Origin of the sequence: Enterococcus sp. DIV0086 (assembly GCF_050498705.1) — a bacterium.
Classification (GTDB): Bacteria; Bacillota; Bacilli; order Lactobacillales; family Enterococcaceae; genus Enterococcus; species Enterococcus faecalis.
In genome coordinates, this window is record NZ_JBNIDN010000001.1 from 928,876 (window position 1) to 953,681 (window position 24,806).

The window sequence follows — 24,806 nt, forward strand, 5'->3', positions numbered from 1 at the left end:
TCCTTATAATACATCTGAAAAATGTGGTTTTAAGCGTCTAAACACGGTTGAGCCAATTAATAGTAAAACAATAGTAACTCCCCAGAAATATAAGCTATATTGCCAATGTTCCCAGAACCATGCACCGCCTAAATAAGATTCGCGGTATCCTTGAACAATATAATATAATGGATTGATTTTTAAGATTGTCGCAATCATTCCAGTTGGTTGCCATAAAATTGGTAATGTCCACATAACTGTTTGCATAATGATATTGATAAATTGCATAATATCAGGTAAAAATGGTTGTGTTGAAGCAGTAATCCACGTAATTGCTGTTAAAAAGACTAATAAACAAGCTAAGTAGTAAATTAATTGCAAACTGTACAGACTTGGGTAATAACCGTTAGCTGTAGTAATTACAAAACCAATTAGAATGAAAAACAAGTGGGTGTACAAGTTCGATAAAATTTTAGATGTTGGTAAAATTTGTACATTAAACACGACTTTTTTAACTAAATAACTATATTCACGAAACACATTCGTGGCTGATAATAACGAATCTGAAAAGAAGAACCAAGGTACCATCCCTGTTACTAAATAGACAATGAATGGCATATTGTCGCCAGCTCTAGAACGAAGGCCTACAGAAAAGACAAACCAATACGTCAAAACAGTTACTAATGGCGTTAAAAACGCCCAGACAATTCCTAGTGCTGAACCAGCATACTTGGCCTTAAAATCATTAAATGAAAATTGTAATAACAATTTTTTGTTCTGAAAAATATTCTTGAAAATTGAAAATGTTTCTTTAAACATATACTTATTCCTTCCGTAATAAACTATTTTTATCTAAAATTTTTGGATACAAAAATGCCATTTTAAACAACATTTCTATTTTATCGATAAACGCCTAGCTTTTCAATAGTAGACCCCTTTTTATAAAGAAAAATTTAACTGATTTCGCTATATTAAAAAATCTTGTCCAATTTTTAGGAGATTATGCTACAATAATGGAGGTCTTGCATTTTTTTGCACGGAAACTATTTTTGAGAGAAGGGAAATTATGGTTCTTTTTATTATTTACGTATTTCTGTCTTCTGCTGGTCTGGTCTTATTTAAACTAGGTTCTAGCAGTTTGAACATCCAACTCCAACAAACAATCTTTTCAATGAATATCTCACTTATATCTTTATTAGGTTTATTTTGTTATTTAATTAGTTTTATTTTATGGATGTTAATTATTAGTCGTTCCGATGTTTCTTACATTGTTCCTTTAGGCGTTGCCTGTACAAACATCGCTATTTTAATTGCTTCAAATCTTATTCTAAAAGAGACAATCACAACGAATGCCCTTATTGGTGCTGTGGTTATTATTGTCGGCATTGTGATTATGAATCTTAAATAAAAAAGATCGCTATTCATTGAGCTGACCCTTAAATATTAGACTTTCAGGTCCAACTTTTAAGGGTCACTACACATTAGCGATCTTTTTTATTTTCTTCAGATTTCATGATAGATAATTCTTGCAATAATGTTTTAATGCGATTTTCGTGTTTTGAAATCAACACAGAATTTTTAATTTCCATGATTAAAAGGACAATCACCGCAGCTGATAATAAGAAGTTTGATGTTGTTTCAAACCCAAAGGCCATTGCTAACCATTCTGCCACATGCGGGAAAATAGCAAAAATAATTAAGACAATTGAGATTAATAACCAAATCAAAGCATTTTTTAGGAGAAAAATATTTTTATTAATCCCTCGAATAATGTATAAGAAAAAGCCAATTGCAAATAAAAATAAAGCTAGCCATAACACGATTGGTAGCATTAATCTCCCTCCTTCATAAAGGCAGCAATCAGAATTGCTGAGCCGACTTCTAGCATATACTTCACAGAAGCCAAGGCACGAATCGAAGAAACACCACCAAGCCGTTCCATCATATTGACAGGTCTTTCAACAATCACAAAACGTTTTTTAATTAAGTGAACAATCGATTCTGGCTCAGGATAATTTGTCGGATAACGCTTTGCAAAAAAAGCAATCACTTTCCGATTTCCCGCTCGATAACCAGAAGTCACATCATAAATTGTTTTACCAGAAGCCATTCGAATGCAAAAAGATAACAAACGAATACCAAAACGGCGCATTTTCGTACTTTGAAAAGCCGCTTCGTTTCCAGGAATGAAACGAGAGCCAATCGAAAAATCACATTTACCCTCTGCTAATGGTTCCAGTAAAATAGGTAAACTATTGATATCATGTTGACCATCACCATCAAACTGAACCGCCACATCATACTCATTTTCTAAGGCATATTTATAGCCGGTCTGTACCGCCCCGCCAATACCTAAATTCAACACTAAATGAATGGCATTAATTTGGTTGACTTCTAAAATTTGTTTGGTTCCATCTGTCGAGCCATCATTAATTACCACATAATCCAATTCATGTTGAAAATGCGTAACTTCCTGTTTAAATGTTTCAATGGAAGCAATCGTCCGCAAAATGTTTTCTTCCTCATTGTAAGCAGGAATGATTAAAAGTACCTTCATAAAGAGAAACACCTTTCCACTTTTTCTCTAACAAAACCCCTCACTTACACAAAACAATTTATTGTTGAACATTTTCTAACATTTGTGCTAAGGCTTCTTGCCAAGTAGGAATTTTAAAGCCTAACGCTTCTGTTTTACTTAAATCCATGACAGAATATTGTGGTCTTTGCGCCTTTTGTGGAAATTGAGTTGAATCCACTGGCAGTACTTCCACTTCAGTATCTTTTAAAATTTCTTTAGCAAACTGATACCAGCTACAGCTGTTTTCATTAGACAAATGATAAACACCAAATGGCGCTTTTTCTGCAATAACAAATGCCATAAATTCGGCTAACGTTCTTGTCCAAGTTGGGCGGCCAAACTGATCGTCCACTACCGTTAGTTGGTCTCTTGTTTCCGCTAATTTTTGCATGGTAAAGACAAAGTTATGACCGTATTGACCAAATACCCATGATGTTCGAATAATATAATAGTCGTCCAGGATTTCTTGTACCGCTTGTTCACCTAATAACTTCGTCCGACCATACTCATTTAAAGGATTCGGTTGATCATCAATCGCATAGACGCCTTCTTTTTTAGTTCCATCAAAAATATAATCTGTACTTACGTAAACAAGTGTCGCCCCCACTGCTTTAGCAGCTTCTGCAACATGACGTGTGCCATCTACATTCACTTTTTCATCTAATTCCTTGCCTTCGTCTTCTGCTTTATCAACAGCTGTATAAGCAGCACAATGATAAATGACGCTTGGTTGAATTTCTTTCACTTTTGCCAACGTACTATCCGCATCAGTAATATCTAATTCTGTGGAATCCGTTGAAACATACTCAATTCCTTGTTCGTCTAATAGGTGACGTAATTCTGTGCCCAATTGGCCATTTCCACCAGTAATTAAAATCATTTTTTTTCGCTCCTTCTTGAAAAAAAGGCAGGGCAAAGTAGCTTTTGTACTTTGCCATCGCCTTTCGACTGTTATCTCACATGTCAGAAAAAATTACTGACCATTTTGTGCATATTTTGCTTCAACAGCTTCTTTATCTGCACGCCACCAGTCTTCATTTTCTGTATACCACTTGATTGTTTCTGCCAAGCCTTCACGGAAATTCGTGAATTCTGGTTCCCAACCTAATTCTTCGCGTAATCTGGTTGAATCAATCGCATAACGTAAGTCATGTCCTGCACGATCGTTGACATGCTCATAGGCATCAACAGGTTGTCCCATTAATTCTAAAATTAATTCCATCACTGTTTTATTGTCTTCTTCACCATCGGCTCCGATTAAATATGTTTCGCCAATTTGCCCTTTTGTTAAAATTGCCCAAACAGCCGAAGAATGGTCGTTTGTATGAATCCAGTCACGAACATTTTTACCAGCACCATAAAGTTTTGGTGTAATACCGCTTAAGACATTGGTAATTTGACGAGGAATAAATTTTTCAATATGTTGATATGGACCATAGTTATTTGAACAGTTTGAAATTGTTGCTTGTAAGTTGAAAGAACGAACCCACGCTTTGACTAACAAGTCAGATCCTGCTTTTGTTGAAGAATAAGGACTTGAAGGATTGTAAGGCGTTTCGGCAGTGAATTTTTCCCCTTCGCCTTCTCCATGTCCTGGTAAATCTTCTCTTAAAGGTAAATCGCCATAAACTTCATCAGTCGATACATGGTGGTAACGAACATTGTTTTTACGGCAAGCTTCGATCAATGTGTACGTCCCAATCAGATTGGTTTGTACAAATGGGAATGGGTCGTTTAATGAGTTGTCGTTATGCGATTCAGCAGCATAGTGAACGACCGCATCTGTTTCAGCGACTAAACGATTAACTAATTCAGCATCAGCGATATCTCCTACGACTAATTCCACACGATCACTTGGTAGACCTTCAAGATTTTTTTCATTTCCTGCATACGTTAATTTATCTAATACAGTTACATGAACTTCTGGATGATTCTTTACAACATAATGAACAAAATTTGAGCCGATAAAACCAGCTCCACCTGTTACGATGATTTTTTTCATAATTGAAACTCTCCTACTTTTTTCTTAAATTTCGCCATAGATAAACGGATTTTCCGCTTCAAATTCTTTTAAGGTTGGATGTTTTTGATCCTTTTCTGACGTAATCGCTTTTTCTGGCGCAATTGGCCAATCAATAGCTAACGCTGGATCGTTAAAAGCAATACCGCCGTCTGCTGCCGCATTGTAGTAATTGTCACATTTGTACATAAAGTTCACGTTCGGTGTCAAAGTGACAAAACCATGGGCAAAACCTTTTGGTACTAAAAGCTGACGGTGATTATGTTCTGATAAAATGTAGCCTTCCCATTGACCATAGGTTGGACTCCCTTTACGAATATCAACAATCACATCTAATACCGCACCTGTTACAACGCGAATTAGTTTTGTTTGCGCAGCTTCGCCTTTTTGAAAATGCAATCCACGCAAGACACCTGCTTCTGTTGATAATGAATGATTATCTTGGACAAAATCAAAGTCTAATCCATGTTCTGCAAATTTAGCTTTGGAATAACTTTCTGTAAAAAAGCCACGATGATCACCGAAAACATCCATTTCGATAATTTTGACATCTTGTAATTTTGTATCAATAACTTTCACGTTTCTTCGCTCCTATTCTGCTGCTAAACGTAGCAAGTATTGGCCGTAGCCATTTTTCTTCAATGGTTGTGCCAATTCTACCAATTGTTCTTTTGTAATATAGCCCATTCGATAAGCAATTTCTTCCAAACAAGCGACTTTTAAATTTTGACGTTTTTCAATTGTTTCAATAAATGTTGACGCTTCTAATAAGGATTCGTGTGTGCCTGTATCTAACCAAGCAAAGCCACGGCCCATTACCTCAACAGAAAGTTTATTTTTTTCAAGGTAGACTTTATTAACGTCTGTTATTTCTAATTCCCCACGTTCTGACGGTTTGATTCCTTTCGCAATTTCAACCACTTCATTGTCGTAAAAATACAAACCTGTCACTGCATAATTTGACTTCGGTTGTGCCGGTTTTTCTTCAATAGAAAGCGCCCGCATCTCTTCATCAAATTCTACCACGCCGAAACGTTCTGGATCATTTACATGGTAGCCAAAGACTGTTGCCCCTGACTCTTTAGAAGCCGCTCGTTGCAACATTTTTGATAAGCCGCCACCATAATAAATATTGTCCCCTAAAACTAAGCAGACACTATCATCACCAATAAATTCTTCACCAATAATAAATGCTTGCGCCAAACCATCTGGGCTTTCTTGTACCGCGTATTCGATATGAATGCCTAAATCATGGCCATCGCCGAATAAGCTTTCAAAACGTGGTGTATCTTCTGGTGTAGAGATAATCAAAATTTCATTAATTCCCGCCAACATTAACGTTGACATTGGGTAATAAATCATTGGTTTGTCGTAAATTGGCATTAATTGTTTTGATGTTGCTTTTGTTAGCGGATATAAGCGTGTCCCGCTTCCGCCTGCTAAAATAATTCCTTTCATGAACAATCTCCTTAAATACTTCTATTTTTAGTTTCTATAAAACCAAATATCCTTCCCTATTATCGCATTAAGCATAGGGTTTGTCATGTTTTTTACGTAAATTTTACAAATCTGTAAAAGTTTAGCGTTGTTCCTTTAAACGCTGATGTAAAGCTTTTAATAAATTCACACGCCAATTTAATTTTTGTTGGAAACTTGTTTTGGTAATAATAGGGCTGACATTCGCTCCATGTCTTCGGTAAAGCACTAATGGTTCTTTAATGAGACCCGTTTGCTTTTTCCGTGCAGCTAATAAGCCAATCCACATATCATGCATAGGAACTTCTGGCGGAATGGGTAAAATGACGTTTTTCATCTCTTGACGAAAGGCCATACCTGCCCCAATATAGCCACTTTTTATCGCATTTCGCCAAAACCCTGGTTTGACTTTTCGAAACTTAAAATAAGAGGGATTGGTAACTTGTAAATCCGCATCAACAATTTTCAAGTCACTAATAACCACTTGGATGTCAGGGTGCGTTTCAAAATATTCTGTCACTGTCGTTACTTTATTTGGCAACCAAACATCATCTTGATCTGCTAAAAATATTACTTCGCCTTTCGTATGCGTAAGCGCAAATGCAAAATTAGCAATCACTCCTTGCCCTGGACCTTGTAACAATTGAATTTGGGGATAATTCGCTGCATACGTTCTCAAAATTTCCAACGTATGATCAGTAGAACCATCATCTGAAATAATTAGTTCATCTTCTTCACTGACTTGTAAAAGAATACTATCTAATTGTTCCGCGAGATATTTTTCTCCATTATATGTCGCAATACAAACTGAGATCATAGATTATCCTTTCATTAACTTGAGAAATTCTGCCAATGTTTGCCGCCAAATTTGGCGATTTTTGACAGTTAAAAATTGCTTACTACTGCGTAAAAATAAATGGCGTCGATGATGGGAAAACTTTTCTTGATCATATCGACGATAAAATAACGTTTCTGCTTCAATAATAGAGCGATAACGTTGAGGACTCATTGTACGATAATCTAAAACAGACAATTCTTGTTTTAGGTGGATTGGTAAGACTTCAATCTTTTTATTGGCTTGATTCAATTGATAAAAGAACCAATGATCTAAATAGTCCAAAGGAAATTCTTCCGAAAATCCTTCCAACCAGCGCAGTGTTTCTGCCGTAATGACTGTACCAGAATTGATAGCCATCAACGGTTGGTTGGCTATCCCTGCTGTTGGCTTTGCTCCTTTAAGTCCAACATATTGATCACTATAAACTGGCGAAATTTGTTGTCCATTTGCTTCTACAATTGGAACATAGACTGCCACAGTCGGATCTAACGGCATGATGATCAACGTATCAAAATAAGAAGCTGGCACTTCTGTGTCTTGGTCAAGGAGCAACAATAATTCACATTGATTCGTTTGACTAAAAGCAATCGCTTCATTATAAGCGGTCGCTAGTCCTGGATTATCAGGATTATGTCGATAAGTAACATTTTGTTGTAAAAATAATGCATCTTCTTGAGGAAGTGGGCTGTTGTCATAAATAAATAAGTGCAATTCGGGGTGATCTACCACTTCTTTTAATAACAAATAATTCGGCGTATCAGCCATTTTCATTTGATATAAGACGATGACTACCGCTAATCTTTGACTCATTAAAAGAACCTCCAGCCCCATTTGTTAAAAAATTTTCCCATTGATTGCATAAAGATTTTAAACAATTTTCGACTTTTATGGGCGCCCTTTTCATACATGTGAACAACCGTTTCAAAAGGCGTATAGAGAATCCGATAGCCTGCTTTGCCAAAGCGTAAACATAAATCGTTGTCTTCAAAGTACATGAAAAAACGTTCATCGAACCCACCAATTTCAACGAATTTTTCACGATCAATCAACATAAAACAGCCTGAGCCCATTTTAATATCCGTTGTTTCTGTATCCGACAAATCGCGACATTCATAAATACTCAAACGTTTATCAAAAATTTTCTTTACAAATTGAAAGGGAATAAAACGTAACATATAATCGAAAACATCTAATTTTTGACGAACTAAATATTGCGTCGTGCCATCTTCATTTAGCACTTTAGGGCTAACGACTGCAATGTTCTTATCTATTTTGATACGGTCTAATAGACGATCAAGCACGTCTTTAGTAACCAACACATCGGGATTAAAAATAATTGCATACTTTGTCGAAGCATTGAATAACACTTGATTATGACCATGACCAAACCCTTGATTTTCTTCAGCGCGATGGATAGTAATAAATGGTTCATATGTTGTTAATTTTTCAAGATACGCTGTTTCAGAATGATTGTCATAGATATGAAGATCATAGATACTATCAGTACCCAGTTCGGCTTTTAATTGGTCTAGTACATTAAAAATGTAACGACTATTATAAGTGACAATCGAGATTGTTACCATTTCTTGCATGCTCATTTCTCCTTACTACTGAAACATCGTCTTAAAAAAAAAGCATATGTTTCACACATATACTTTTTTAAGTTTAATGGAATTATATCATAGGTTTACGCTCTCGCAAAGCAACCTAAAGATTTCTTTACTTTCTCTTAGAATGCTTGCCAAGTCGCTTTTTCATTTGCTCCTGACGATATTCACGATTCCCTAAAATCCGTAACAAATACATCAACGGTTGATGTCCTTCGCCAACTAGACCGATTAGTTCAATGAATAGTTCTAAGCCAATTAAACAAAAGACAATTAATAAAATTGATGCTACTGTACTTGAATAGCTGAACAATAAAGAGACAAAGGAAAAAACTAACGCTAATGCATAAATAGTCATGACCGCCCCTTTATGGGTAAAACCTAAAGATAACAAGCGGTGATGCAAATGCATTTTATCTGCTGAGGAAATGGGCTTCTTGTTCAATAGCCGTCGAATAATTGCATAAACCGTATCCGTAATTGGCACACCTAAAATCACCATTGGCGTAATTACCGTGATAAACGTAGCATTTTTTAAGCCCTGTAACGACATTACTGCAATCATAAACCCGAGGAATAACGCCCCGGTATCTCCTAGAAATATTTTAGCTGGATAAAAATTGTATGGGAAAAATCCCGCAATGCTCGCAACTAAAATAAAAATAACAATTGGGATATAGACCGTTTTAGCATGTAGGAAAAAATACCCTGTAATACCAATCGTGGTTAATCCAATAATGGATACGCCTGATGCTAAACCATCCAAACCATCAATTAAATTTACTGCATTCGTAATCGCTAAAATCCACAATAAAGTTAGTGGTAAACTAAACCAGCGCAAATCAATCATTCCAACAACTGGCAACGTCACAAAATCTATCCGAATTCCAGCAACAAAATAAATAACTAATGCTGCTAACAAAATACCGATTGTTTTTTTCATTGGAGTAATCTCTTTAATATCATCAATGAGGCCTGTCAAAACAACCATTCCACCAGCCAAAATAATCGGCCAAATATAATCTTGTGGGATAATCGAACGAAAAATCAATAAACATGAACTAGCAAAAGCAATATAGATTGCAAGTCCTCCTGCTGTAGGCATATTTTTGGTATTGATTCGTCGCTCTCCTGGTGCATCATAGGCGCCAATCCGAAACGCTAGAAGCTTAACAAGTGGTGTTAATAGCAAAGATAAGATAAATGTCATAAATAAACGTATCAAAACTTCATAAATAAATAGTGACATAGTCGAACCCACTTTCTTCTCGTTCAGGGTATATTATACCGTAAACTGAAGCATTTACAAGCTGAAACATGTGTTCTGGCAACGGTTTAGACTTTTTTAAAGAAATCCATTTATTTTTTCTTTTTAAACCATCTAAACAAGCGTTGTTCAAAACTTGGTTGTTTTTTTTCTTTATCTCCAGATAAGTATTCATCGACGACAGCGTTGACAATTGCTCCTAAAATAATAATCGTGGCAGCAAAATTCAGCCATAACATCAAGATGATAAAACTCCCGATGATTTGATAACTTGCGATTCTAGAACTAAAATATTTTACGTACAAACCAAAAATTTGTGATAATAGCATCCAACCGACTGTCGAAAAAATAGCCCCTGGCAAAATAGAACGTAACGATAATTTCCGATTAGGAACGACCGCATAAATCAAACACATAATCACTAATAAAACAACGGTCGTTAACGGCCATTTTAACGCTTGGAAAGTATCGATCACAGACGTTGAGTAATGGAAAATTGGTTGTAGTAATTCAATAATGTACTGACCCAGACCTAAAATTACTACTACACCAACAATCGCTACCATAAATAACAAAATAACTAAAAATGAGACCACTCTTACGAGAATAAAATTTTTCCTTTGTTCGACACCAAAAGCTTTATTCATCGCGTTTTGTAGTGCATTAATACTTTGACTGGCACTCCAAAATGCTGCTAAAGCGGAAACAGAAAGCAACCCGCCTGAACGTTGAGTCAATAGTGAACGAATCGCTGGTTCTAAGTTCTTATAAACATCTTTCGGAATCGCCTCTGCAATATAAGGCAACACAGAATTAGGGTCGATTCTTAAATAAGGTAAGACATTACCTACCGCAATCAGTAATGGAAACAGCGAGAGTAATAAATAATAGGCAACAACCACTGAGCTGTTGCCTATTTCGGCTGTGACCATGTGACTTTGCGTTGTCTCAATAAAACGCATCAAAGATTGATTCTTTTTGATGTTGTCGAGAAACTTCATCACACACTCTCCTTATTAATAAGTCAATTCTTCGCCTTGTGACGTTAAGATTCTTGGACCTTCTTTCGTAATCGCTAATGAATGTTCATATTGACAACTTAGACCGCCATCTTCAGTATAAGCAGTCCAACCATTTGGGTCCATTTTCATGCGCCAAGTTCCTGTGTTAACCATTGGCTCAATGGTAATAACCATTCCCTCTTTTAAACGTAGTCCTTTACCTGCTTCACCATAGTGAGGAATCATTGGACTTTCATGGATAGTTGGGCCAATGCCGTGACCTACAAAGTCGCGAACTACCCCGTAGCCTTCTCCTTCTACATACGTTTGAATTGCATGACCAATGTCGCCAATTCTATTTCCTACTTGTGCTTGTTCAATCCCAAGATATAGCGCTTTTTTGGTTACTTCCATCAAGCGATCAATTTCAGGTGTTGATTCACCCACGACATAAGACCAGCATGAATCAGAGATTGCGCCCTTTAAGTCGACACACATATCTACTTTGATTAGGTCGCCATCTTTTAATACTTTTTTACGAGGAAATCCGTGACAAATTTCGGCGTTGATACTACAACAAGTAGCATATTTGTAACCTTCATAGCCAATTTGAGCCGCCACGCCACCATGACTTTCAATAAAGTCTCTCACAAATACTTCAATATCCCAGCTTGTAATGCCAGGTTTAATAAACGTCCGTAAATGACGGTGAACATCCGCTAATAATTCCCCTGATTCATCCATCATTTCAATTTCTCGTGGTGATTTTAATGTAATCATACTATCTCTCCTAAACTTGTTTCATTCAAATTATTTTATCACATTTTTTGCAAAAAAGATTGTTCAAACACCAATTTTCAAAAAGTCCCTTAATAAAAGCACTCGCTAGTCTTTTATAAGAAATGCGCATCTGCTATAATAAGTGACAGAATTGTATGAGGGGGAAGAAAGTTTATGACGTTAGCTAAAATTGTGTATGCAAGCATGACTGGGAATACAGAAGAAATTGCCGACATTGTTGCAGAAGCATTTGAAGATTTAGAATTAGAGGTCGAAATTGATGAGTGTACGCAAGTCGATGCCGCTGATTTTGAAGAGGCCGATATCTGTGTAGTAGCTACATATACGTATGGCGATGGCGATTTACCTGATGAAATTGTCGACTTTTATGAAGACTTACAAGAGATTGATTTATCAGGAAAAATCTTCGGCGTTTGTGGTTCAGGAGACACGTTTTATGATGATTTTTGTAAATCGGTGGACGACTTCGAAGCAGTCTTTACTCAAATTGGGGCAAAAAAAGGCGCCGACAGCGTTAAAGTTGATTTAGCCGCTGAAGAAGACGACATCCAACGTTTAGAAGAATTTGCGAAAAAATTAGCAACTGCCGCAGAATAACTACGTTGAAATAAATAAAAAAACACCAGAGAAAAATGGGAACTAGCCATTTTTCTCTGGTGTTTTGATATTCCTAATTTAAAAATAAAATACTGTAATTTAAAGCTGCCGCAAAAGTAACCCAAAGAATATAAGGAATCATCAACCAGCCACGCGTTATTAATTTATAACGCAAGTAGTCCCACTGTTGAACTATTAATAATAGCCATAACAATGAGATATCAATCACAGATAATAAATTATTTTGTAAAGAAAAAAAGAAAAATGTCCAGAAAAAGTTCGCAATAAATTGTAAAATAAATAGCGTAATCATCCGTTTTTTCTGTTGTTTATTTGGATGAACTAAGATGAAATAAAAAGTAATGCCCATAAAAATATACAACACCAACCACACTGGTCCAAATAACCAGCCTGGCGGAGCAAAACTTGGTAATCTCAACGCTTGATAATATTCTCTCGCATTTACTGAAAATAAGCCCGACAAGAGCCCTAGTCCGGTAATTCCTACAATACTTAGCCATAAACGCTTATCTTTCACTCGGTTCATGTTTTTTGCCCCTTTCTATTTCTCTTCTTTACTGTAGCATGGTTGCGAATAATCTACCATTAATACACTTAACAAAAAAAGACCGTTCTTTTAAGAAACAGTCTTTTGCTGTAACCTCACAGAAGTTATCAGCATGAGGTTACACTTTTTTTAATTTTTATAGGTCAATATCAATTGGTTCATCTCGTTCAAGAATTGCTTCAATACTATCTTTCATTAAATGAATGATTTGTTCTTCTGAAGGATGGATAATTCCAGAAGTCATCAATGCAGCCACACCAGTAGCGACCACCCATGTTCCCATGTGTAAAGAGTCAATTTGAACATCGTTTAAATTAGCATACTCAGGATCAGCTTTTACCGCTTCAGTAAAATAGTGATAAGAGAATTCTTGCATTTTTTTGCCGCCACCATATTCTTCTAAATAAAGCGCACGGTATAACTTACTTTCACTTGTCGCAAAATGAATATAGTTTAAAGCCAAATCAACAATTGTATTCCCGGTATGTTTTACTGGAAAGACTTCTTTCGCTAAGTATTTATGAATTTTTTGGAATAAAGCATCACGTAAATCATCCATGTTTTTAAATTCCAAATAAATCGGTTGGGTGGAACATTTCATTTTATTAGCAATATTACGTGCAGTGAACTTCGAAAATCCTTCAGTGGCGACTACTTCATAGGCAGCTGTTAAAATCTGCTCTTTCGTAATGGTTTTTTTTCTTGCCATAATTCCCTATCCCCTTTATTCATTCATATACAACGCTTCCAAATAAATGCTTATGGTTATTGTAACACGATTTTTCTATTATGCAAAATTAGAACAACTCTTTGTACAAAAGTTCACTGAGCGGGAGCACGACAACTTTTACCCCAACTTAAAATAACAGTTGATAAAGGCTTTATTTCGTTGAGTTCCCTGCTCTTCCGTGTTATGATATGAGCAGTCATTACCCATGAAAATGAAGGAGGAATCACGAATGACCTTAGAGAATTTTAATGAAAATCTAAAGAAATATGCACGTTTAATTGCTGAAACGGGTGTCAATGTTCAGGACAATCACACGGTTGTTTTACAAATCAGTGTTGATCAAGCGCCCCTTGCCCGCTTAATTACGGAAGAAGCTTATCGCTTAGGTGCGGCCGAAGTAATTGTTCAATGGAGTGACGAAACCATTCAACGTGAATTTTTAGCTCATGCTGCAACTGATCGTATTGAAAATGTTCCTCAATATAAAATTGATCAAACCGATGATTGGATTGCCAAAGGCGCAAGCCGAATTAGCGTGGTTTCTTCTAATCCTGATGCATTAGCTGGCGTGGATGCACAACGTGTAGCAGCTTTCCAAGCGGCTAATGGGAAAGCATTGGTCAATCTACGAAAAGCAACTCAAGCCAACAAAGTAAGTTGGACTGTTGTAGCTGCTGCTAGTGAAGGCTGGGCAGCTAAAGTCTTTCCAGAATTAGCAACAAGTGAAGAACAAGTTGATGCACTTTGGAATGAAATTTTCAAAACAACACGAATTTATGAAGAAAACCCAGTCATTGCTTGGGATATCCATGATAAAAAATTACAAGAAAAAGCGGCTGAATTAAACGAACAACAATTTACTGCTTTACACTACACAGCTCCTGGGACAGATTTAACGATTGGTTTGCCTAAAAACCATTTATGGGAAGGCGCTGGTAGTTATAACGCGCGTGGAGAAGAATTCATGGCTAATATGCCAACAGAAGAAGTTTTCACCGCTCCAGATAGTCGCCGCGTTGATGGTTATGTCTCTAGTACAAAACCACTAAGTTATGCTGGCACAATCATTTCGGGAATGAAATTTACATTTAAAGATGGAAAAGTTGTTGACTTCTCAGCTGAACAAGGCGAAGAAGCATTGAAAAATCTCTTAGCTATTGATGAAGGTGCCAAACACCTAGGGGAAGTTGCTTTAGTACCTGACCCTTCACCAATTTCACAATCCGGTTTGATTTTTTATAATACATTGTTTGATGAAAATGCCTCTAATCATTTAGCCTTTGGTTCGGCCTATGCCTTCAACTTACAAGGTGGCACGGAGATGAGCGAAGAAGAATTAGCTGAAGCTGGTTTAAATCGTAGCCAAACACATGTGGACTTTATGGTAGGATCTGACAAAATGAATATTGACGGCATTAAGGAAGACGGGACGATTGTTCCAGTTTTTAGAAATGGCGATTGGGCATAGTCCTACCAAATGTTGAAACCAAAGTTTTTAGCTCCAAGAAATAAGAAGAAACTGCTTTTATTCAGTAGGTTCTTTTAAAATTTAGAAAGTGAGGCCTAAGTTGCAGCGATTTAGGCCTCACTTTCTTATGCTAAAAAATCAATTGCATTCGAAGGACCTTTAACGTTATAATCAAATTGAAAGCGGATTCTTTTACACGATATAAGTTTACTTTTAAATAAAAGAATTTTTTTCAAAAAAGTAGAATTGGAGAATTAACATGGGATTATTTGATGGATTATTAGGGAATGCAACACAAAATAACAATGAAACAGCTGAAAAAGAATTACGGGATGTTTTAATCCCTAACGAAAAAGTAGATATGGCCTTCACTTTAGTAAGAGATTTAATTGTCTTTACAGATAAACGCTTAATTTTAGTCGATAAACAAGGAATCACAGGTAAAAAAGTTGATTATAAATCGATTCCCTACAAATCTATTTCACGCTTTTCTGTTGAAACTAGTGGACATTTCGACCTAGATGCGGAACTAAAAATATGGATTTCAAGTGCTGAATTACCTTCAGTAAGTCTTCAATTTAGAAAAGATAAAGATATTGTTGCTATTCAACAAGCTTTAGCAGCTGCTGTATTATCTTGAATCCACAAAAAAAGACAGGAAAGCGACCAACTTTCCTGTCTTTTTAATTTTAGATAAAATAAAAAAGGCTTCTCAGCCTTGATGCGTTCCTTATTCAATCAGACACATGGCGGCACTTGCTTAGTGCTGCTTCCTTCCGGATCTGACACAATTCACTAGCCCGCCATTGTCCTAGCCTTTCGGCAAAACCTAGTATAACGTATTTTTATTCTTTTGACTAGTCTTTCTTTTGATTTTTTAAAAGTTTCTCTTCTTTTTTCTTTGCCCGTAACTTTTTAAAGAACTGAACTAGCAATAAGCGACACTCTTCTTCTAAAACGCCTGCTTCGACATAGGCCACATGATTGAAGCGTTCATCTTCTAATAAATTCATCAATGTGCCAGCAGTGCCTGCTTTAGGATCGGTTGCGCCATAATAAACTTCTGGAATTCGTGCTAAAAGCATCGCCCCACTACACATTGGACAAGGCTCTAAAGTTACAAATAATTGGGTTTCTTCTAGACGCCAATTTTCTATCCCGCGACACGCTTCTTGGATTGCATACATTTCTGCATGCGCCGTTGCTTCTTGCCGTGCTTCTCTCAGATTATGCCCGCGGCCAATAATTTCCCCTTGCCGAACAATTACAGCTCCAATAGGCACCTCAGCCAAACCTTCTGCTTTTTTCGCTTCTGCAATGGCTTCTCGCATAAAAAATTCTTTTTCTTCTTGTGTTAACGTTGTTTCTTTTTTTCCCAATTAATTTCCACCTTTCGGCTTTTTCCCACTAAACTTCTGTCTTGCTTCATGGTACAATAAATCAGTGAGGTGTGTCTATGATTATTGAAAATTTATCTCAGCTTTATCCCAAAGGCTATTTATCAAAAACAATTGGTTCCGAAGCCACCTATTCAATTCCTGTTGACGACCAATTTTTCATTGTGAATAAAGCTTTCTTAAGTATTAAAGAACAGCATTTGTTGGAAGCGCTTTTCCCAATTTCTGAAAACCCAACAATTACTGGTAACCATCCTTGGTTCAGTTACTTATTTCAACAGGCAAAATTACCTGCCGAAGGGACCTTTCGTATGTTGCAAATTCAAACGAATGTCACAAAAGAATTACAAGCTGAATGGCAATTTAATTTAACAAAGATGTTTCCAGATACAGTTGATTGTTTCAGTCCAAGTAATAATATGTATATTTTAGTTGAAGAACAGTCAAAAAATACCTTTCAACAAGAAGAAATTCAAGGGATCTTTTTAACATTAGATACAGACTTTGATTGCACTAGTGCTGTATTTGTTGGCAATTTTTATTCCTCTGAAGACATTCTCCGGCGTTGTTTCCATGAAGAACAACGTATTTTTTCAGAAGAACTTAATTCCTCTAGTCGGACGACTGTTTTTAGTTTAACTGATGTTGCCCTCCACTATTTTACCAAGGAAGCCATGAGCCAAAATGTACTTGTTGAGTATTATCGTCGTTTATTAAATAAAGACACCGATATTCAGCCAATCATCAGCGCTTTATGGAAAAATCAAGGCAATATCAGCTCCACTGCAAAAGATTTATTTATGCATCGAAATACTTTACACTATCGGTTGGAAAAGTTTTTTGAACAAACTGGCTTATCTTTAAAAAAAATGGATGATTTAATCTTTTGTTATTTGTTATTAAGAAAGTAGTACGTCCATTTTTTACTCGTATGTTTTTTATTCCCAATTAGAAAGTAGGCGTTCCAATGAAAATTACCGCATATGTCGCTAGTGCATTTAGTAAAAACCACGAAGGTGGCAACAAAGCAGGCGTTGTTTTTATGACACAGCTCTTAACGAGAACCCAAAAAATGGCCATCGCCAAAGAACTAGGATTTGCAGAAACTGCTTTTATTTCAGACTCAAAGATTGCTGATTTCCGCCTTGAATATTTTACACCAAAAGAAGAAGTCGACTTATGTGGTCACGCGACAATTGGCGCTTTCACCATCATGAAGCACTTAAATAAATTATTGCAAACAGAATATACAATCGAAACGAACAGCGGTTTGCTCGCAATCACGGCGAACGGTGAACAACTATTTATGGAACAAACTGTCCCAACTTTTTATGATACGCTCACTTTAGAAGAATTGAGCGGCTGCTTTGATTTAAACGCAGTGGCAACTGCTTTTCCTATCCAGATTGTGTCAACGGGCCTAAAAGATATTTTGGTTCCCATTAAAAATGCGCAATTATTACAGGATTTACAACCAAACTTTGAAAAAATTAAGTTACTTAGTCAAAAGTATGGAGTTATCGGGATGCATCTTTTTGCTTTGTCTGAAGAAAATATCATTTGTAGGAATTTTGCACCCCTTTATGACATCGATGAAGAAGCCGCTACTGGTACATCAAACGGTGCGTTAGCTTGTTATCTGCACCATCACCAAATTTTACAAAAAACCAATTACACTTTCGTCCAAGGTTATACCTTAAACGCTCCTTCAGAAGTCTTAGTGTGTTTGAACACTACACCTCAAAAGACAATTGATCAAGTTCTAGTTGGTGGCAGAGGCTATTATGTTGAAACAAAAGAATTATTTTTATAAAAAAAAGATGGCCTAGGCCATCTTTTTTACTTCATTGCATCTTCAATAAATGTGAAAAAGCGTTCTTTTAAAGAATCTGTATTGTCTTTAACTTTTTCGCCATATTCAGCTAATTTTGAACCGCCATCTTTCACACGATCAACAACATTTAAAACAGAATCTAATTCATCATCGGATAAATCATCGACAATCGATAATAATTTTTGGTTTCCATCAAATTTATCGTCTACAAACTTTTTAACTTTATAACGATTGGAAACATGAGATACCTTCTTAATAATTTTTTCAGAAGCGATGACTGCAACAGAGACACTTGCAACTGCAGCAATGCTTAAACCGATACCAATTTTTGTTGATGCTTTCATTTCCTTCAGCTCCTCTGTTATTTTCTACTTTAATCATAACATATTATTACTTTTATGCGTAATAGAAAGACCTTTACTAGCACTTAGTCCCGTCGGTTATTGCCACCAAATAAAATAACCAAACGTAAAAGTTGTAAAAAGGTCGAAAGCGCCGCTGCTACGTAGGTAAGTGCAGCTGCAAAAAGAACTTTTCTGGCCATTGGGACTTCTTCTTCTGTTAATAACCCACCTTCAGAAAGAATACTTAATGCACGTCTAGACGCATTAAACTCCACCGGTAAAGTCACCAATTGAAAAATCAAGGCTAATGAAAAAGCCAAAATTCCAATGTTGATTAATGTTTGATTCCAACTAAATAAAACACCAATCAAAATTAGTGGAAAGGAAATGGTTGAACCGATGTTGGCAACTGGAACAATAGCTGCACGAAGACGTAAAGGCACATAGTTCGTATGATCTTGTACCGCATGTCCGCATTCATGAGCCGCCACGCCAATAGCCGCAACCGATGTCGATTGAGCAGTGGCTTCGGATAAGCTCAACATTTTGTTTCCAGAATTATAATTGTCAGTTAAATCACCAGCAATTTGCTGAACTCCAACATCATTAATTTGTTCTTTTTGTAAAATATATTGTGCTGCCTGCGTGCCTGTAACATGTTTACTGCTTCGTACTTGATCATACTTACGAAAGGTACTGTTAACATATGCGGAGGCCGCACCAGAAATCGCAATTCCGATAATTACCAATATATAGGTTGGATCGATTCCAAAATAAAAGGGCATCATTGTCCTCTACCTCCATCTTTTTTTCTTTATTGTAGCATGATAGTGAAAAAAAGGGAGCGACAAACGTTGTCTTTTGTTTAAAAAAATGATGAATTTTTCAAGAAAGTGCCGAAACTAACAAAATTGTCACTCAATTAACGGAAAAAAATATGGCAAATTTCCTAAAAAAAAGGCATACTATTCCTTGAGGTGAGGAAAATGAAAACATTACTAAAAATATTAATTCCCATAGTCATTTTAGCCGGTGGTAGCTGGGGCGTTTATAATTACTATTACGGTGGAGAAGCCTATTATACACAAATCACAACATCTGGTGAAAAGAAAGATGAAAAAACAAATTCTGGTGAAGCAATGACCATTTATTACTATCAACAACCTGCGTTTAATAAAAACGGTGAAGAAAAAACCGTGGAATTAAACGAATCCCGTGATCAACCTTTGCGTATGAAAGCCTATCTAAAATTGAAAGTTAATCCCCGTAAAGGCGTGATCAGCTGGAATGAAGTGACAGAAAAAGAAGTCCCTGAAAAAGCTTTAGAAAAATTAAAATAAAGAAAAAACCGTTGGCAAGCGACCAACGGTTTTTTCTTTATAATTGATTACTAATTTTTTCGATATTTTTTAGCATAATGGACACTGTGCCATCTGGATTATTAACAAATTCAATTAAATCGCCATTGCGGTAAACATCTAACGGAACAATTAATTCAATACCGTTATCCATTTTTAACTTCTGTTTGCCAAATTTCTTTTCAGAAATTTCGCGAGATTCTCTGACTGGCGGTGTTTTGTCGACAAACTTCGACTCATTCACTTCTTCTTGGTAAGCTAATTTAGCTGATACATTTTCTTTAAACACTTGCTCAGCAATTTGCTCATTGTCAATCGTTCCCGTTTCCTCAATACTATCATATACCGCTTCTTTTACCGAAGCCATTAGTTCAAACTCATCTTCGTTAAATTTCTTTCCAATGCGTTTGACTGCCTTTTTAATTTCTTTGATATTTTCTTCCATGGAAGGTGCCGCTTGCGTCTCAATCACTTTTTCAGAGAAATACCAGATTTTTTCTCCTGAAAATTCATATCTTTTCTCTAGTAATTCAAACGCTAATGTATCTAAGTCAACTGTAATTCCTTCATCTGGTTTTTGTGATTTTGAAGACAAAATTGCTCGATTGATAATCAGTTTGTTATAAACGGATTCTTCTTCATAGTCGACGTAATGCGTGTAACTTTCTTTATAGTTTAATTTAATCATTGCGACATGTAACACCGTATCTAATTCATATAAAATGAACAAAATATCAGCACTAGGCGCATCTTCGCTTCCTGAATAAACATCATACCAAAGTTGGGTAACTTCTTGGCTTTTCTTCACAAAATCACTAGGAATCCCACGTAACGTGTCAACAAAGGAACTATTTTCCGCCAATGTTCCAGTCTTTGTTTGTGCAGTCGAAAGTTTTGAAATTTTTGCAGTTAAATACGTTCGAATATACTCAGTGGTTAAATCTAGTTCCTTTTCAGAAAAAACCGGCGTCCCAGTTTCTCGATCAATAATGTGTAAAATTGCTTTTTTTAAATAAATATCCATTTTTACGCTCTCCTTTTCTCAACCTTTTTAGTCTAACTGAAAGAGAGAAAAAAGCCAATAGTTTCTATAAAAAGAAGAAGAATTCGTAGACAAATGTCTACGAATTCTTCTTTACTTCAAAAAGCGATTACCCTTCTTCGCTGTATAACATCCCTGTTGCTTCATCAACTGGATCGACTTTATTAAAAATGCCTTTCTTTCTGAAAATATAAGTTAAGCCCATTGGTACGATAATGGCAATCACCATTGCGCCTAAAAACGGCAAGTAATATTGTGGCACAATAGATAAAATTCCTGGCAAGCCACCGACGCCGATACTGGTCGCACGAACGCCCATTAAAGTGGCAAACATTCCTGCCATTGCTGAACCAATCATGCCCGCAACAAATGGATAAACATATTTTAAGTTGATCCCAAACATCGCTGGTTCAGTCACACCTAGGTAACAAGAAATCATTGCTGGAATCGAAACTTGTTCTTCTTTTTTGTTTCCACGATGCATAAAGATAACTGCTAAAACCGCTGAACCTTGTGCAATGTTTGATAGAGCAATCATTGGCCATAAGTTGGTTGACTGAAAGTCAGCAATCAACTGTAAATCAATCGCATTACTCATATGATGCAACCCAGTGATGACTAATGGTGCGTACATAAAGCCAAAGACGGCGCCAAATAACCAATTAAATGTTGACGTTAATCCTGCATTTACGATATCAGAAACCCAACTACCAATCGTCCAACCGATTGGTCCTAAAATGACATGTGCAGCCAATACTGTTGGTACTAAAGCAAACAATGGGACAAAAATCATTGAAATTGCTTGAGGAATCACTTTTCTAAAGAAAATTTCAAGATAGGCAAGCAAGAAGCCGGCTAACATAGCTGGGATAACTTGCGCTTGATAACCAATCATGTTAACTTGTGCAAACCCAAAATCCCAGAAAGGAATTTCTGCTGCTTTAGTCGTCGCAACTGAATAAGCATTCAGAAGTTGTGGTGAGACTAATGTAATCCCTAGGACAATCCCCAAGATTTGTGTGGTTCCCATTTTCTTCGTAATACTCCACGTAATCCCAACTGGCAAGAAGTGGAAAATTGCTTCGCCGATTAACCATAAGAATGAATTGACTCCATTCCAAAATTGAGAAACTTCCACGATTGTTTGACCATCAAGAAAGCCAAATGGAACCCCTTCCAAAATATTGCGAAACCCTAAAATCAATCCCCCGATAACAAGTGCAGGAATCAATGGTGTAAAAATCTCAGCTAAAACAGAAACAACTCGTTGAACAGGACTCAAATTACTTTTGGCAGCTGCTTTCCCTTCTTCTTTTGAAACCCCTTCTAAACCGGAAATTGCAGAAAAATCATTATAAAATTGTGGAACTTCATTCCCAATAATTACTTGAAACTGTCCAGCATTGGTAAAGGTTCCTTTTACAGAAGGAATATCTTCAATCACAGGTACATCCGCTTTTTTTGGATCTTTTAATACAAAACGCATTCGAGTTGCACAATGAGAAACAGCTGAAATATTTTCTTTGCCTCCTACTGCTTTCAACAACTGTTGTGCATCGCTTTGAAACTTACCCATTTTACATTCTCCTCTCAAACTTGTATATACAATCAAGTTGTATATACATCATACTCGATTATTCTTTTTTTGGCAAGCGCTTTCTTTCGAAAAAATAATTTTATTTTTTTACAAATCCCTTGTCTTTTCTTAAAGAGTCAAACAGAACGCTTTTTTAGCTGCTTCTTTATTGCTATACTACAGAGGGAAAAAACGAAAAGGAGTATGAAAAATGTTTTTTAAAGAAATTCATCATGTGGCAATCAATGCCTCAAATTATCAAGCAACTAAAAATTTTTATGTCGAAAAGTTGGGCTTTGAAGTTCTTCGCGAAAATCATCGTCCCGAAAAAAACGATATTAAATTAGATTTAAAATTAGGCAGCCAAGAATTGGAAATTTTCATTTCTGATCAATTTCCAGCTCGCCCCTCTTATCCTGAAGCTTTAGGATTACGTCATTTAGCTTTTAAAGTTGAACGTATTGAAGAAGTGATTGCTTTTTTAAATGAGCAAGGAATTGAAACAGAACCGCTACGAGTAGATGATTTTACGGGTGAAAAAATGACCTTCTTTTTTGATCCAGATGGACTACCTTTAGAACTTCATGAATAATAAATAAAGGAGAGAAACAAAATGAAAGATACCTTTCGCTTAGAAAACCAGACGATTTATTTTGGTACAGAACGGGCAATTTCAGCCAGCCCTCAAACGATTTGGCGCTACCTCACTGAGACAGACAAGCTAAAACAATGGTTTCCAGAATTAGAGATTGGTGAATTAGGTGTTAACGGGTTTTGGCGGTTTATTCTGCCCGATTTTGAAGAAACAATGCCTTTCACTGATTATGCAGAGGAAAAATATCTGGGTGTGACTTGGGATACTGGTATCATCTATTTTGACTTAAAAGAACAAGCACCTCACCAGACCCTGTTAGTCTTTTCAGAATCTCTCCCAGAAAATTTTACAACACCTCGCCATAAAGATATCGCTGGTTGGTCAATTGTTCTCAATCGCTTGAAGCAAGTAGTTGAAACTCCTGATGCAGCACCAGAAAAAATAGATTTTCCGCAAATAGAAAATCATTACTTGGAAAAATTAACGAATTTAGAAAATTAAAAAGTGTGGCACAACGGGTAAATCACCCTCTGTGCCACACTTTTTAAAAACGTAAAATACGCTGATAAACAAATAAACCTAAATCAATTAAGCAAACAACAAAAATTGCCAATAATACAAAAGAGACCCGCAACTCTGCGGCGTACATCCCTCGTAAACTAATTGTTGCCAAACATAACCCAAAAATCGTTGCCATTGTCACTTGTAACACGGTTCCTGGTTTTAGGGCATAAACAAAAATGCCAATCAAACTAGAAACAATGAGGTGTGTCAGTGGCAATTGAAGCCAATTGACAACAAACAGACTAAGGAAACATCCTAAAAGAGTCCCCCAAAAACGTGTCTTAATACGCGTGTTCATTTCTGCTTTCACTGGATGCAAGAGTAGAAAAACATTCATCGGAATCCAAATTATTTTAATGCCTCCTACACTCCACATTAAAATAAAACTCAGCGTGATGGTGAAACTCATACGAATAGCTAAACGAAATCGTTGCACCCTTTCGTCAGGACTTTCTAAAAATTGTTTGAAACTTGTAATCCCAAAAAAAGTCTGTTGTAAGTCGTGCCAGAAATTAATAACTGCCAATAATTGAATGCTTTTAAAAAAACGAACATGGCCCCTACTCTTTAAGCTAGTTAGCTGACGTAATCCTGTTTGCCACCAAGCGTTTAATGTTAAAGCCAATAAAAAAAGACCAATTAAAAAGGCCACAACTTGAGATTGCATCAAAAATGTATTTCCTTTAACCTGGATTAACTGACAAAACGTAAACATCATCAAATAACTATGATACCGCATCGGTGTCGCAGATGAATAAAATAAATAAACAATTAAAAATGTCACACTACTATTTAAAATAATAGACCAGCTAAAGGAACTACTGGCTATAAATGCTAAAAAACTGATCACAAATTGCCTGATACTCATTTTGAGCAGCGCTACAAACGAATAATCTTTTTTATAGTTAATTTTAAACATAATAGTAAATACAGGCACCATAATTAAATAGCTTGGGGAAAATAAAAAATCCAATGTATAAAAACTAACCAAAAAAAAGGCGATGACTGGGAAAATGGCCCAAACATACGCAAAAAATTGCTGACTTTTTGTACTAAAAAAATAAATAACAATCACTCCAATATCGATTCCTTATCCATTGTAACATGCTTGTCAATTCCCTCCTCAAATTGAATATACCAATTCGTTAAAAATAAATAAAAAAGCA

30 protein-coding genes and 1 other RNA gene are annotated in these 24,806 nt (G+C 36.2%); 9 read left to right on the top strand and 22 right to left on the bottom strand.

Annotated features, from left to right (window positions below; genetic code table 11):
- Positions 1-3: 3 nt before the first annotated feature.
- Positions 4-798 (bottom strand): ABC transporter permease, encoded by a 795-nt coding sequence (locus IGI63_RS04390; protein WP_002356900.1) that lies wholly within the window; start codon positions 796-798, stop codon positions 4-6.
- Between the two features lie 247 nt (positions 799-1,045).
- Between IGI63_RS04390 and IGI63_RS04395 the strand changes: the two genes are divergently transcribed.
- Complete coding sequence (locus tag IGI63_RS04395) at positions 1,046-1,387, top strand: EamA family transporter (RefSeq protein ID WP_002356899.1); 342 nt, start codon at positions 1,046-1,048, stop codon at positions 1,385-1,387.
- Positions 1,388-1,460: 73 nt separating this feature from the next.
- On the opposite strand, the gene IGI63_RS04400 is transcribed toward IGI63_RS04395, so the two are convergent.
- The 12 genes from IGI63_RS04400 to map form a co-directional block, all read right to left on the bottom strand.
- A complete protein-coding gene (locus tag IGI63_RS04400; RefSeq protein ID WP_429975392.1) occupies positions 1,461-1,811 on the bottom strand; it encodes a DUF2304 domain-containing protein in 351 nt (116 codons plus the stop codon).
- Positions 1,811-2,536, bottom strand: a complete 726-nt coding sequence (locus tag IGI63_RS04405; RefSeq protein WP_002359897.1) for a glycosyltransferase family 2 protein — start codon at positions 2,534-2,536, stop codon at positions 1,811-1,813. The genes IGI63_RS04400 and IGI63_RS04405 overlap by 1 nt, the downstream gene beginning before the upstream one ends.
- 58 nt (positions 2,537-2,594) lie before the next feature.
- Positions 2,595-3,437 (bottom strand): dTDP-4-dehydrorhamnose reductase, encoded by an 843-nt coding sequence (gene rfbD / locus IGI63_RS04410; protein ID WP_002356895.1) that lies wholly within the window; start codon positions 3,435-3,437, stop codon positions 2,595-2,597.
- 93 nt (positions 3,438-3,530) lie between these two features.
- Complete coding sequence (gene rfbB / locus IGI63_RS04415) at positions 3,531-4,559, bottom strand: dTDP-glucose 4,6-dehydratase (RefSeq protein ID WP_002359895.1); 1,029 nt, start codon at positions 4,557-4,559, stop codon at positions 3,531-3,533.
- A gap of 24 nt (positions 4,560-4,583) precedes the next feature.
- Complete coding sequence (gene rfbC, locus IGI63_RS04420; protein ID WP_002356893.1) at positions 4,584-5,156, bottom strand: dTDP-4-dehydrorhamnose 3,5-epimerase; 573 nt, start codon at positions 5,154-5,156, stop codon at positions 4,584-4,586.
- A gap of 12 nt (positions 5,157-5,168) precedes the next feature.
- Positions 5,169-6,035, bottom strand: a complete 867-nt coding sequence (gene rfbA, locus IGI63_RS04425; RefSeq protein ID WP_002364387.1) for a glucose-1-phosphate thymidylyltransferase RfbA — start codon at positions 6,033-6,035, stop codon at positions 5,169-5,171.
- Positions 6,036-6,156: 121 nt separating this feature from the next.
- Entirely contained in the window at positions 6,157-6,870 is a 714-nt protein-coding gene (locus IGI63_RS04430; RefSeq protein WP_002362119.1) for a glycosyltransferase family 2 protein, read from the bottom strand.
- 3 nt (positions 6,871-6,873) lie between these two features.
- Positions 6,874-7,701, bottom strand: coding sequence for a glycosyltransferase (locus IGI63_RS04435; protein ID WP_002370382.1), 828 nt, complete (start codon positions 7,699-7,701; stop codon positions 6,874-6,876).
- Entirely contained in the window at positions 7,701-8,489 is a 789-nt protein-coding gene (locus IGI63_RS04440) for a glycosyltransferase family 2 protein (RefSeq protein WP_104875327.1), read from the bottom strand. Before IGI63_RS04440 ends, IGI63_RS04435 begins: the two co-directional genes overlap by 1 nt.
- A 121-nt stretch (positions 8,490-8,610) precedes the next feature.
- On the bottom strand, positions 8,611-9,747 hold the full coding sequence (locus tag IGI63_RS04445; RefSeq protein ID WP_002366956.1) for an MraY family glycosyltransferase: 1,137 nt from the start codon (positions 9,745-9,747) through the stop codon (positions 8,611-8,613).
- Positions 9,748-9,857: 110 nt separating this feature from the next.
- Positions 9,858-10,766, bottom strand: a complete 909-nt coding sequence (locus IGI63_RS04450; RefSeq protein ID WP_002383768.1) for a YihY/virulence factor BrkB family protein — start codon at positions 10,764-10,766, stop codon at positions 9,858-9,860.
- A gap of 15 nt (positions 10,767-10,781) precedes the next feature.
- On the bottom strand, positions 10,782-11,546 hold the full coding sequence (map, locus tag IGI63_RS04455; protein ID WP_429975393.1) for a type I methionyl aminopeptidase: 765 nt from the start codon (positions 11,544-11,546) through the stop codon (positions 10,782-10,784).
- Between the two features lie 174 nt (positions 11,547-11,720).
- Between map and IGI63_RS04460 the strand changes: the two genes are divergently transcribed.
- Positions 11,721-12,164 carry a flavodoxin gene (locus tag IGI63_RS04460; protein ID WP_002356885.1) on the top strand — a complete coding sequence of 148 codons (444 nt, stop codon included), beginning with the start codon at positions 11,721-11,723 and terminating at the stop codon, positions 12,162-12,164.
- A 73-nt stretch (positions 12,165-12,237) separates the two neighbouring features.
- Here the strand turns inward: IGI63_RS04460 and IGI63_RS04465 are convergent, their stop codons facing one another.
- Together IGI63_RS04465 and IGI63_RS04470 are read right to left on the bottom strand one after the other, a co-directional pair.
- Positions 12,238-12,711 carry a TspO/MBR family protein gene (locus tag IGI63_RS04465; protein WP_002356884.1) on the bottom strand — a complete coding sequence of 158 codons (474 nt, stop codon included), beginning with the start codon at positions 12,709-12,711 and terminating at the stop codon, positions 12,238-12,240.
- Between the two features lie 157 nt (positions 12,712-12,868).
- On the bottom strand, positions 12,869-13,441 hold the full coding sequence (locus tag IGI63_RS04470) for a TetR/AcrR family transcriptional regulator (protein WP_002356883.1): 573 nt from the start codon (positions 13,439-13,441) through the stop codon (positions 12,869-12,871).
- 250 nt (positions 13,442-13,691) lie between these two features.
- Between IGI63_RS04470 and IGI63_RS04475 the strand changes: the two genes are divergently transcribed.
- Positions 13,692-14,930 carry an aminopeptidase gene (locus IGI63_RS04475; RefSeq protein WP_002362125.1) on the top strand — a complete coding sequence of 413 codons (1,239 nt, stop codon included), beginning with the start codon at positions 13,692-13,694 and terminating at the stop codon, positions 14,928-14,930.
- Positions 14,931-15,189: 259 nt separating this feature from the next.
- Positions 15,190-15,570: a PH domain-containing protein gene (locus IGI63_RS04480; RefSeq protein ID WP_002356881.1), complete on the top strand. Its 381-nt coding sequence runs from the start codon at positions 15,190-15,192 to the stop codon at positions 15,568-15,570.
- Positions 15,571-15,661: 91 nt separating this feature from the next.
- Here the strand turns inward: IGI63_RS04480 and ffs are convergent.
- Together ffs and tadA are read right to left on the bottom strand one after the other, a co-directional pair.
- An RNA gene (gene ffs / locus IGI63_RS04485) (signal recognition particle sRNA small type) lies at positions 15,662-15,748 on the bottom strand.
- A 39-nt stretch (positions 15,749-15,787) separates the two neighbouring features.
- Positions 15,788-16,309: a tRNA adenosine(34) deaminase TadA gene (gene tadA, locus IGI63_RS04490; RefSeq protein ID WP_002362126.1), complete on the bottom strand. Its 522-nt coding sequence runs from the start codon at positions 16,307-16,309 to the stop codon at positions 15,788-15,790.
- 77 nt (positions 16,310-16,386) lie between these two features.
- Between tadA and IGI63_RS04495 the strand changes: the two genes are divergently transcribed.
- Positions 16,387-17,238, top strand: coding sequence for a PucR family transcriptional regulator (locus IGI63_RS04495; RefSeq protein ID WP_002383772.1), 852 nt, complete (start codon positions 16,387-16,389; stop codon positions 17,236-17,238).
- A 56-nt stretch (positions 17,239-17,294) separates the two neighbouring features.
- The gene (locus IGI63_RS04500; RefSeq protein ID WP_429975394.1) at positions 17,295-18,140 is read left to right on the top strand and encodes a PhzF family phenazine biosynthesis protein; all 846 of its coding nucleotides are present in this window, start codon (positions 17,295-17,297) and stop codon (positions 18,138-18,140) included.
- A gap of 26 nt (positions 18,141-18,166) precedes the next feature.
- On the opposite strand, the gene IGI63_RS04505 is transcribed toward IGI63_RS04500, so the two are convergent.
- A complete protein-coding gene (locus IGI63_RS04505) occupies positions 18,167-18,505 on the bottom strand; it encodes a hypothetical protein (protein ID WP_002356871.1) in 339 nt (112 codons plus the stop codon).
- Between the two features lie 83 nt (positions 18,506-18,588).
- Positions 18,589-19,293 (bottom strand): zinc metallopeptidase, encoded by a 705-nt coding sequence (locus IGI63_RS04510; protein ID WP_002384290.1) that lies wholly within the window; start codon positions 19,291-19,293, stop codon positions 18,589-18,591.
- Positions 19,294-19,491: 198 nt separating this feature from the next.
- Here IGI63_RS04510 and IGI63_RS04515 point away from each other — a divergent pair, with 198 nt between their 5' ends.
- Entirely contained in the window at positions 19,492-19,845 is a 354-nt protein-coding gene (locus IGI63_RS04515) for a YxeA family protein (protein ID WP_002387247.1), read from the top strand.
- Between the two features lie 37 nt (positions 19,846-19,882).
- Here IGI63_RS04515 and IGI63_RS04520 read toward each other — a convergent pair whose 3' ends face one another.
- Both IGI63_RS04520 and treP read right to left on the bottom strand, forming a co-directional pair.
- Positions 19,883-20,887, bottom strand: a complete 1,005-nt coding sequence (locus IGI63_RS04520) for a nucleoid-associated protein (RefSeq protein ID WP_142666644.1) — start codon at positions 20,885-20,887, stop codon at positions 19,883-19,885.
- 127 nt (positions 20,888-21,014) lie between these two features.
- Positions 21,015-22,481, bottom strand: coding sequence for a PTS system trehalose-specific EIIBC component (treP, locus tag IGI63_RS04525; protein ID WP_002383776.1), 1,467 nt, complete (start codon positions 22,479-22,481; stop codon positions 21,015-21,017).
- 211 nt (positions 22,482-22,692) lie between these two features.
- On the opposite strand from treP, the gene gloA2 reads away from it, so the two are divergent.
- On the top strand, positions 22,693-23,073 hold the full coding sequence (gene gloA2 / locus IGI63_RS04530; RefSeq protein WP_153853999.1) for an SMU1112c/YaeR family gloxylase I-like metalloprotein: 381 nt from the start codon (positions 22,693-22,695) through the stop codon (positions 23,071-23,073).
- Positions 23,074-23,094: 21 nt separating this feature from the next.
- Entirely contained in the window at positions 23,095-23,577 is a 483-nt protein-coding gene (locus IGI63_RS04535; protein WP_002356863.1) for an SRPBCC family protein, read from the top strand.
- Between the two features lie 43 nt (positions 23,578-23,620).
- Here the strand turns inward: IGI63_RS04535 and IGI63_RS04540 are convergent, their stop codons facing one another.
- Positions 23,621-24,715 (bottom strand): FUSC family protein, encoded by a 1,095-nt coding sequence (locus IGI63_RS04540; RefSeq protein WP_002410815.1) that lies wholly within the window; start codon positions 24,713-24,715, stop codon positions 23,621-23,623.
- Between the last annotated feature and the right edge of the window lie 91 nt (positions 24,716-24,806).